6 protein-coding genes are annotated in these 3,712 nt (G+C 63.8%); 4 read left to right on the top strand and 2 right to left on the bottom strand.

Annotation, left to right across the window (positions count from 1 at the left end):
- The 3 genes from rpoN to ptsN all read left to right on the top strand — a co-directional run.
- Positions 1-960: RNA polymerase factor sigma-54 (gene rpoN / locus EN780_RS29585; RefSeq protein ID WP_128276061.1), on the top strand; the 960-nt coding region annotated here is incomplete at its 5' end.
- Between the two features lie 284 nt (positions 961-1,244).
- Complete coding sequence (gene raiA, locus EN780_RS29580; protein ID WP_127286970.1) at positions 1,245-1,829, top strand: ribosome-associated translation inhibitor RaiA; 585 nt, start codon at positions 1,245-1,247, stop codon at positions 1,827-1,829.
- 61 nt (positions 1,830-1,890) lie between these two features.
- Positions 1,891-2,355, top strand: coding sequence for a PTS IIA-like nitrogen regulatory protein PtsN (gene ptsN / locus EN780_RS29575; protein WP_006200387.1), 465 nt, complete (start codon positions 1,891-1,893; stop codon positions 2,353-2,355).
- A gap of 75 nt (positions 2,356-2,430) precedes the next feature.
- On the opposite strand, the gene EN780_RS29570 is transcribed toward ptsN, so the two are convergent.
- Both EN780_RS29570 and EN780_RS29565 read right to left on the bottom strand, forming a co-directional pair.
- Entirely contained in the window at positions 2,431-2,688 is a 258-nt protein-coding gene (locus EN780_RS29570) for a DUF1150 family protein (protein ID WP_127286971.1), read from the bottom strand.
- Positions 2,689-2,752: 64 nt separating this feature from the next.
- Entirely contained in the window at positions 2,753-3,178 is a 426-nt protein-coding gene (locus EN780_RS29565; RefSeq protein ID WP_126058304.1) for an Hsp20 family protein, read from the bottom strand.
- 153 nt (positions 3,179-3,331) lie between these two features.
- Between EN780_RS29565 and EN780_RS29560 the strand changes: the two genes are divergently transcribed.
- Positions 3,332-3,712: nucleoside hydrolase (locus EN780_RS29560; RefSeq protein ID WP_189556838.1), on the top strand; the 381-nt coding region annotated here is incomplete at its 3' end.

Below are 3,712 nucleotides of genomic sequence, written 5' to 3'. Positions count from 1 at the left end.
GCTCGCCTCGGCGCCAGCGAAGCGGCGGTGGCCAAGGTGCTGGTGATCTGCCAGACGTTCGAACCCGCCGGCCTGTTTGCCCGCGACCTCGCCGAATGCCTGTCGCTGCAGCTTGCCGTGCGCGACCGGCTCGATCCGGCGATGCGGGCGCTGGTCGCCAACCTCGAGCTGCTGGCGCGGCGCGATTTCCAGACGCTGAAGCGGATCTGCGGGGTCGACGAGGAGGATCTGCTCGACATGCTGGCCGAGATCCGGGCCCTCGATCCGCGGCCCGGAATGGCGTTTTCGGGCGGCGCCAGCGACGCCATCGTCGCCGATGTCGAGGTGCGTGCCGCCAACGACGGCAGCTGGGCAGTCGAGCTCAATGCCGAGACGCTGCCGCGCGTCCTGGTCGACAATGTCTATTTCGCCAGGGTTTCGGGCCACGCGAAGGACCAGGCGGAGAAGGACTTCCTGGCCGAGTGCCTGCAGAGCGCCAACTGGCTGACGCGCAGCCTCGACCAGCGGGCCAAGACCATCCTCAAGGTCGCTTCGGAGATCGTTCGCCAGCAGGACGCCTTCCTGGTCCATGGCGTGCGCCACCTCAAGCCGCTCAATCTGCGTACGGTGGCCGATGCCATCGGCATGCACGAATCGACGGTGAGCCGGGTCACGGCCAACAAATACATGCTGACGCCGCGCGGCGTGTTCGAACTGCGCTATTTCTTCACCGCTTCCATCGCCTCGGCGGGCGGCGGCGAGGCGCATTCCTCGGAAGCGGTGCGCGACCGCATCAAGCAATTGATCGATGAGGAAAAGCCTGTCGACGTGCTCTCCGACGACGCCATCGTCGACATGCTGCGGGAAAGCGGCGTCGACATCGCCCGCCGTACAGTCGCCAAATACCGGGAAGGCATGAATATTCCCTCCTCGGTGCAGCGGCGGCGTGAAAAGCGCGCTATCGCCAGCGCCGGGCGCTGACCGCACCGTCAAACGGCCGCGGCGCGGATTTCCACAGTTTTCGAGCTTCATTGACAAGCCGCAATGAAGTGTCTAGAAGCCCGCCCGCATGAGGCGGGCCTGAAACCCGCAAGCGGATGGGTCCGTCACAGCGAAGGACTCGCGACGGCCAGAAGGCAACTTGTGATCAACCGGAAAGTTCGGATTTAAAATCGGCGCGAGCGCCGCCGCAAAGCTTGTGCGCGCGGACCACGAGTATAAACTCGGGACAGTTTGAAGCCTGAGTAGGGAAGGTCAGTTTTCAGATGAAACTGCGCATTTCGGGAAAACACATGGACATCGGCGATGCGTTCCGTACGCGCATCAACGACCGTGTCGGCGAGGCGATCGGGAAATATTTCGATCGCGGTTTTTCAGGGCATGTCACGGTCATCAAATCGGGGTCGCGCTTTTCGGCCGACTGCATGATCCGGCTCGATTCCGGCGCCTCATTGCAGGCGACGGGCGACGCACAGGACCCCACGCTTGCCTTCGAGGCGGCGGCTGATCGCCTCGAAACCCGCCTGCGGCGCTACAAGCGCCGCCTGAAATCGCACAACTCCGGCAACGGCAATGGCGAGCCAACCGACATCGCCTATACGGTGATGGCGCCTCTCGCCGACGACGACGAGGAGATTCCGGAGAATTTCGCTCCGGCGGTCGTCGCCGAGTCGACCATGACGCTGCGCACCATGTCGGTGGCGTCCGCCGTCATCGAACTCGACACCAAGGACAGCCCGGTCTTCGTGTTCCGCAACGCCGGGAACGAGCATCTCAACATCGTCTACCGCCGGCCGGATGGGAACATCGGCTGGATCGACCCGTCCACGACCAAAGTCGCACAGGGATAGCAGCCAGCCGCGCGAGGGGGCGAGGACTGGCTGCGGCGGGCGAACAAGGGATTTTTCAGGCATGGATCTTAGCGATCTGATCAACGTTCCGGCGATCATGCCGGCGTTGAAGGCGAACTCCAAGAAACAGCTGCTGCAATTGCTGTCTGAGAGGGCGGCGGCGATTTCGGGCATTCCGGAGCGGGAGGTGTTCGACACCATCCTGCAGCGCGAGCGGCTGGGTTCGACCGGAGTCGGCAACGGCATCGCCATTCCGCATGGCAAGCTCGCCGGGGTGAAGCGGATCGCCGGCGTCTTCGCCCGGCTGGAAACGCCGGTCGATTTCGAGGCGCTGGACGACCAGCCGGTCGACCTGGTGTTCCTGCTGCTTGCACCGGAGGGTGCTGGCGCCGACCATCTCAAGGCGTTGTCGCGCATCGCGCGCGTGCTGCGCGACGCCGACACCGTGGCCAAGATCAGGGGTACGCGCGATGCGGTGGCGATCCACGCGCTGTTGTCGGACACGCAGGCCTCGCACGCGGCCTGAAGCTCTTTTCGGGATTAAAACCTTCGGAGGGCCGCCAAAAGCGACCCTTTCCATTTGGACCCTGACAGACCGCCGTCAGTGAATGGCGACGGTGGTCAGGTCGTTCTCCAGCGCGCCAGCCAGCGCCCGGTCGCGGGCGTCGGACAGCAGGATCGGCTGGCCATTGGCCGCAAACAGCGCCCACAGCTCCATGCCGGGCGCGATTTCGTCGAGGCCGGGGAAGCGGCCGCGCAAATCGTCGCTCGAGACTTTCCTGAGATAGGCGACCGAGCCTTCGCCGAGATGGGCGAATTCGCCGCTGGTCATGGTCGAGGTTTCGTCGGTTCTGGTCATTTCAAGCCTCCTTGGCGCGAGGACGCCGTCCAAGGCCGCCCCGCATGAGAGCTATCGGTAAGGATCAGTCTTTCACCGATATGTTTATTTTCCGTACCAGCCGCTCGACCTCCGGCCGATCGAGATCGATCGACAACAGGCCGTTCTTCAGTTCCGCCGCGATCACCCGCATGCCGTCGGCCAGCACGAAACAGCGCTGGAACTGGCGCGCGGCAATGCCGCGGTGAAGGAATTCGCGCTCGGTGTCGTCGGTCTGACGGCCGCGCACGATCAGCTGGTTCTCCTCCGTCGTGACATCGAGGTCGCTTTCGGCGAAGCCGGCGACGGCGAGCGTGATGCGCAGCCTTTCGGCCATGCCGTCAGCGCCGCTGAGGCGCTCGATGTTGTAAGGAGGATAGCTGTCACCGGATTTCGCCAGGCGCTCGAGCGTCTTTTCCATGGTGTCGAAGCCCAGGAGAAGCGGGCTCGAAAAGGGCGTCATTCGGCTCATGTTACAGTGTCCTCTGGAGAGCGACATAAACTGGAAAAACCCGGATGGCATTTTTCCCGATTGTCTTGATATGGTCCGCCGCGCGGACAAGTTCAAGCCATCACAAACCCCGCCCCAAAACCCCGCCCAAAAAGACTCCCAGAAGGAATTGAAATGCCGCAGTCACGCAAGATCATCATCGACACGGATCCCGGCCAGGACGATGCCGTCGCCATTTTGCTGGCGCTCGGCAGCGCCGAGCTGGAGATTGTCGGCATCACCGCCGTTGCCGGCAACGTGCCGCTGAATCTGACCGAGAAGAACGCCCGCAAGATCTGCGAGCTGGCCGGCCGGCCCGACATCAAGGTCTATGCCGGCGCCATCCGGCCGCTGGCGCGCCAGCTCGTCACCGCCGAGGAAGTGCATGGCAAGACCGGCCTCAACGGCCCGCAACTGCCCGATCCGACGATGCCGCTGCAGGATCAGTACGCCGTCGATTTCATCGTCGAGACGCTGATGAGCGAAGACAGCGGCACGATCACGCTCTGCCCGCTC

Origin of the sequence: Mesorhizobium sp. M4B.F.Ca.ET.089.01.1.1 (genome assembly GCF_004022605.1) — a bacterium.
In the GTDB taxonomy this organism is placed as follows: domain Bacteria; phylum Pseudomonadota; class Alphaproteobacteria; order Rhizobiales; family Rhizobiaceae; genus Mesorhizobium; species Mesorhizobium abyssinicae.
Note: the sequence above shows the minus strand (reverse complement) of the source record. Positions and strands in the feature narration are given on the sequence as shown.

Excerpts from the sequence above, each read along its gene's own strand:
- raiA (WP_127286970.1), top strand. The coding sequence starts at position 1,245 with ATGAAACTGCGCATTTCGGGAAAACACATGGACATCGGCGATGCGTTC.
- ptsN (WP_006200387.1), top strand. The coding sequence starts at position 1,891 with ATGGATCTTAGCGATCTGATCAACGTTCCGGCGATCATGCCGGCGTTG.
- EN780_RS29570 (WP_127286971.1), bottom strand. The coding sequence starts at position 2,688 with ATGACCAGAACCGACGAAACCTCGACCATGACCAGCGGCGAATTCGCC.
- EN780_RS29565 (WP_126058304.1), bottom strand. The coding sequence starts at position 3,178 with ATGAGCCGAATGACGCCCTTTTCGAGCCCGCTTCTCCTGGGCTTCGAC.